This is a genomic window from Pseudomonas sp. EGD-AK9, assembly GCF_000465935.2.
In the GTDB taxonomy this organism is placed as follows: Bacteria; Pseudomonadota; Gammaproteobacteria; order Pseudomonadales; family Pseudomonadaceae; genus Aquipseudomonas.
This window is the reverse complement of sequence record NZ_AVOF01000232.1, coordinates 1-5,295: the sequence shown is the minus strand read 5'-3', so window position 1 is coordinate 5,295 and position 5,295 is coordinate 1. Positions and strand designations below refer to the sequence as shown.

At 67.9% G+C, this 5,295-nt stretch carries 5 protein-coding genes; all 5 read left to right on the top strand.

The window, feature by feature from the left end; translation table 11 throughout:
• On the top strand, window positions 1–1,646 hold a 1,646-nt coding region (locus N878_RS11930; RefSeq protein ID WP_031303079.1), incomplete at its 5' end, for a FimV/HubP family polar landmark protein.
• Window positions 1,647–1,654: 8 nt separating this feature from the next.
• Complete coding sequence (gene truA / locus N878_RS11925; RefSeq protein WP_031303078.1) at window positions 1,655–2,518, top strand: tRNA pseudouridine(38-40) synthase TruA; 864 nt, start codon at window positions 1,655–1,657, stop codon at window positions 2,516–2,518.
• A 43-nt stretch (window positions 2,519–2,561) separates the two neighbouring features.
• Window positions 2,562–3,197 carry a phosphoribosylanthranilate isomerase gene (locus N878_RS11920; RefSeq protein WP_031303077.1) on the top strand — a complete coding sequence of 212 codons (636 nt, stop codon included), beginning with the start codon at window positions 2,562–2,564 and terminating at the stop codon, window positions 3,195–3,197.
• A 117-nt stretch (window positions 3,198–3,314) separates the two neighbouring features.
• Complete coding sequence (accD, locus tag N878_RS11915; protein WP_021443882.1) at window positions 3,315–4,199, top strand: acetyl-CoA carboxylase, carboxyltransferase subunit beta; 885 nt, start codon at window positions 3,315–3,317, stop codon at window positions 4,197–4,199.
• Window positions 4,196–5,295, top strand: a 1,100-nt coding sequence (gene folC / locus N878_RS11910) for a bifunctional tetrahydrofolate synthase/dihydrofolate synthase (protein ID WP_021443881.1), incomplete at its 3' end; no start/stop codon positions are given. The genes accD and folC, both read left to right, overlap by 4 nt.

Sequence of the window (5,295 nt, the reverse complement as noted above, 5' to 3'; positions counted from 1 at the left end):
CGCCGGCCACGGAGGCGGCGACCCCGCCTGTGTCGCCGCCCGAAGGGGCGGCCCCCGACTACAACTACAGCGAGGAGCCGGCTGCGCCTGTCGAAGACAGCGCCGCCGCGGCACCCGAACAGCCGGCCAGTGAGCCGGCTGCTGTCGTTGCACCACCTGCTCCGGCCAAGGCGGTCGAACCGGCTGAGCCGGCCAAGCCGGAAGCGGCCAAGCCTGCCGCTCCTGCACCGACTCCGGCGCCGGCCCCGCAAAGCTTTATCGACGACCTGCTGGCCAACCCCATGACCCTGGGCCTGGCCGGTGGTGGCGCATTGCTGCTGCTGCTGGTCGGTCTGATGGCGCTGTCGCGGCGCAATGCCATGAAGGAAGCCGAGCTGCACGAAGAGCTGGCCGACGAAATGGCACAGGACGGCAGTTTCGCCGTCGACCTCGACATGCCGGAAGACAACTTCGCCGGTCTCGGCGACGAGGCCAAGCCGGCTGCGCCGGCCGCTGCTGGCGAAGAGCGGGTGACCGCGCAAACCGGCGATGCCCTGGGCGAAGCCGATATCTATATCGCCTACGGCCGTTTCAATCAGGCCGCCGAGTTGCTGCAGAACGCCATCAACGACGAGCCGCAGCGCAGCGATCTGCGTCTGAAACTGATGGAAGTCTATGCCGAGCTGGGCGACCGCGAAGGCTTCGCCCGTCAGGACAACGAACTGCGCGAGATCGGCGGCGTCAATGCCGAGGCCGAGCAGCTGAAAGCCAAGTACCCGGCCATAGCCGCCTTCGTCGGCGCCGGCGGCGTTGCCGCGGCGAGCGCCGCTGACGACCTGGGCGACTTCAGCCTCGACGACCTGAGCCTGGACGAGCCGAGCAGCGAAGCGCCGGTTGCCGCCGGCGGCGACCTGGACGATGCCTTCGATCTGAGCCTGGACGAACTGGAGGCGGACTTGGATCGCGACATGCAGGCCGCGCAGGGGGACGCTGGCAGTCTGTCGCTGGATGACGACCTGGACTTCGGTCTGGTCGACGAGCCGGCGACGGCAGCGGCCAGTGACGATCTGGATTTCGACCTGGCCCTGGGCGACGACAAGGTCGAGCTGTCGCAGCCTGGCGACGACCTCGGCGAGTTCAGCCTGGATCTGGACGAGTCCGCCCCGGCGACTGCCGACGAGGCCGACGATTTCCTCCTCAGCCTCGACGAAGACAGCGTGCCGGCAGCTGCCGAGCCCGCCGACGAGCTGGCCGAGCTGAGCCTGGATCTGCCGGAAGAAAGCGCCGCCGCCGATCTCGAACTGCCGGCGGATTTCGATCTGTCCCTCGGCGAGGAGCTGCAGGCGCAGCCCGAGGTCGAGGCCGATAGCTTCGCCGCGCAACTGGATGAGGTGACCGCCGAGCTGGATCAGTTGGCCGGTAGCCTGGAGCAGCCGGAAGAGGAGCTGCTGCAGCCGGTCGACAGCCTGGCCGGCGAGCTGGATGGCGACGACGACTTCGATTTCCTCTCCGGCACCGATGAAACCGCGACCAAGCTGGATCTGGCGCGCGCCTATATCGACATGGGCGACACCGAAGGCGCTCGCGACATCCTCGACGAAGTGGTCGCCGAGGGCAGCGAGACCCAGCAACAGGAAGCCCGTGAGATGATTGCCAAGCTGGTTTGATGGATTACATGTCTGACGCAGTACCTGCCGCGGCCGCCGAAATGGCGGCCGCTGGCTTTTCCAGAATCGCCCTAGGTCTCGAGTACAAGGGCACGCGCTATCGCGGTTTCCAGCGCCAGAGCGGCAAGGTGGCATCGATCCAGGGCAGCCTGGAGCAGGCGCTGTCCAAGGTTGCCGGCGGCGAACCGGTGAGCATCCTCTGCGCCGGGCGCACCGATGCCTCGGTGCACGCCAGCGGCCAGGTGGTGCATTTCGATACGGCCGTCGAGCGCCCGCTGCACGCCTGGATCATGGGCGCCAACATGAACCTGCCCAAGGACATCAGCGTGACCTGGGCGCAGGTGATGCCGGCGCATTTTCATGCGCGCTTTTCGGCCATGGCGCGGCGCTACCGCTACGTGATCTACAACGACCCGATTCGCCCGGCGCATATGGCCGAGGAAGTCACCTGGAACCATCGGCCGCTGGATGTCCGGCGCATGCAGGAGGCCGCCCGGGTGCTGGTCGGCACTCACGATTTCAGCGCTTTCCGCGCCACCCAGTGTCAGGCCAAGTCGCCGATCAAGACGGTGCATCACCTGCAGGTGATCGAGCACGGCCGCTTCATCGTTCTCGATATCCGCGCCAACGCCTTCCTTCATCACATGGTGCGCAACATCGCCGGCGTGCTGATGGCCATCGGCGCAGGCGAGCGGCCGGTGGAGTGGGCGCGCGAGGTACTGGAACGCGGCGAGCGTCGCACCGGCGGGGTGACCGCGCATCCCTACGGCCTGTATCTGGTGCAGGTGGAGTATCCGGACGAGTTCCAGTTGCCGCAGCGTTACCTCGGCCCGCATTTCCTGTCCGCCCTGGCGGACGTGCGGCAGGTCTAGGCCTTTGCTACCATCCAGCGCTTTGCAGCAGGGGAGTACGCCCGTGTCAGTCGTGCGCAGCAAGATCTGCGGCATCACCCGCATCGAGGACGCCCTGGCGGCGGTGGCGGCAGGGGCCGATGCCATCGGCCTGGTGTTCTATGCGAAAAGTCCGCGGGCGGTAAGCGTCGAGCAGGCGGCTGCGATCCTGCAGGCGCTGCCGCCGTTCGTCACCAGCGTCGGGCTGTTCGTCGATATGCAGCGCGCCGAGTTGCAGGCGTTGTTGCAACGCCTGCCGCTGGATCTGCTGCAGTTTCACGGTGACGAGTCGCCGGCCGACTGCGAGGGGCATGGCCGTCCCTACATCAAGGCCCTGCGAGTGCGCCCCGGCGAGGACGTGGTGGCGGCGATGGCGCCCTACGCCGGTGCGCGCGGCATCCTGCTGGACACCTTCGTCGAGGGCGTGCCCGGCGGCACCGGCGCCACCTTCGACTGGTCGCTGGTACCGCGCCAGGCCGCCAAGCCGATCATCCTCGCCGGCGGCCTGGAGGCGGGCAACGTCGCGGCGGCGATCCGCCAGGTGCGGCCCTATGCGGTGGATGTCAGCGGCGGCGTCGAGGCGAGCAAAGGCATAAAGGATGCAGGCAAGATTCGCGCGTTCGTGCAGGCGGTGCGTGACGCCGGATGTGACGACGCCTGAGGCGCGGCCGTCCATTAGCCTGTCACGCCGCCAATGGCGGTGGAAACGAATTGCTGGCGGTGGGCGCCCACAGGTGAGCCGCCCCACCCGAACCAACGGTTATGGAGAAATGACAGCATGAGCAACTGGTTGGTAGACAAACTCATCCCCTCGATCATGCGTTCCGAGGTGAAAAAGAGCTCGGTGCCCGAGGGGCTGTGGCACAAATGTCCGTCCTGCGAAGCCGTGCTCTATCGTCCCGAGCTGGAAAAGACCCTCGACGTCTGCCCCAAGTGCAACCACCACATGCGCATCGGCGCGCGCGCCCGTCTCGACCTGTTCCTCGATGCCGATGGCCGCGAGGAAATCGGCGCCGAGCTGGAGCCGGTGGACCGCCTGAAGTTCCGCGACAGCAAGAAGTACAAGGATCGCCTGGCCGCCGCGCAGAAGCAGACCGGCGAGAAGGACGCGCTGATCGCCATGCGCGGAACCCTCGAAGGCATGCCGATCGCCGTATGCGCCTTCGAATTTTCCTTCATGGGCGGCTCCATGGGCGCCATCGTCGGCGAGCGTTTCGTCCAGGCTGCCAACGTTGCCCTGGAGCAGCGTTGCCCGCTGGTGTGCTTCTCCGCCTCCGGCGGTGCGCGCATGCAGGAGGCGCTGATCTCGCTGATGCAGATGGCCAAGACCTCGGCCGCCCTGGCGCGTCTGCGCGAAGAGGGCCTGCCGTTCATCTCCGTGCTGACCGACCCGGTCTACGGCGGCGTCTCCGCCAGCCTGGCCATGCTCGGCGACGTGATCGTGGCCGAGCCCAAGGCGCTGATCGGCTTCGCCGGCCCGCGGGTGATCGAGCAGACCGTGCGCGAGAAGCTGCCGGAAGGCTTCCAGCGCAGCGAATTCCTGCTGGAGCACGGCGCCATCGACATGATCATCCCGCGTGCCGAGCTGCGTCCGCGTCTGGCGCGCCTGCTCGCGCAGCTGATGAATCGCCCCTCTCCGGTTGCCCTGCCGGCCACTGCATGACCGAGCGTAGCCTGGGCGACTGGCTCGCCTACCTCGAGCAGCTGCATCCCTCGGCCATCGACATGGGCCTGGAGCGCTCGCGCGAGGTGGCGCAGCGCCTCGGCCTGGGCAAGCCGGCGCCGCTGGTGATCACCGTGACCGGCACCAACGGCAAGGGCTCCACCTGCGCCTTCGTCGCCAGCCTGCTGCGTGCGCAGGGGCGCCGGGTCGGCGTCTACAGTTCGCCGCATCTGCTGCGTTACAACGAGCGGGTGGTCATCGATGGCCGCGAGGCCAGCGACGCCGAGCTGTGCCAGGCCTTCGCCGCAGTCGAGGCGGCGCGCGGCGAAACCTCCCTGACCTATTTCGAAATGGGTACCCTGGCGGCCTTCTGGCTGTTCGAGCGCGCGGCGCTGGATGCCGTGGTGCTGGAGGTCGGCCTGGGCGGCCGGCTGGATGCGGTGAATCTGGTGGATGCCGACCTGGCACTGGTCACCAGCATCGGTCTGGATCATGCCGACTGGCTGGGCGACACACGCGAGTCGGTGGCCTACGAGAAGGCCGGCATCCTGCGCGCCGGCAAGCCCGCGCTGTGCGGCGATCTCGACCCGCCGCAGCCGCTGCTCGATCAGGTGGCGCGGCTGGATGCGCCGTTCTTTCTGCGCGGCCGCGATTACGACCTGAGTATCGGCGCGCAGGCTTGGTCCTGGTACGGCCTCGATGCGCGTGGGCAGGTGCTGCGCCTGGAACAGCTGCCGCTGCTCGATCTGCCGATGGAAAATGCCGCCCTGGCGCTGCAGGCCTATGCCTTGCTGGAGCTGCCCTGGGATGCCGCGCAGATCGCCCAGGCGCTGGCGGCGACGCGGGTTACCGGGCGTCTGGACCGGCGCACGCTGGATTGGCGAGGCAAGTCACTCACACTGTTGCTCGATGTTGGGCATAATCCCCATGCCGCCGAATACTTGGCGCAGCGTCTGCAAGCCCGGCCGCCGATTGGGCACCGTTGGGCGGTGTTCGGTCTGTTGGCCGACAAGGACCTGCCCGGGGTGGTGGCGCCGCTGCTCGATCAGGTTGCCGGCTGGGCCGTGGCGCCGCTGGCTACGCCGCGTTCGCGCCC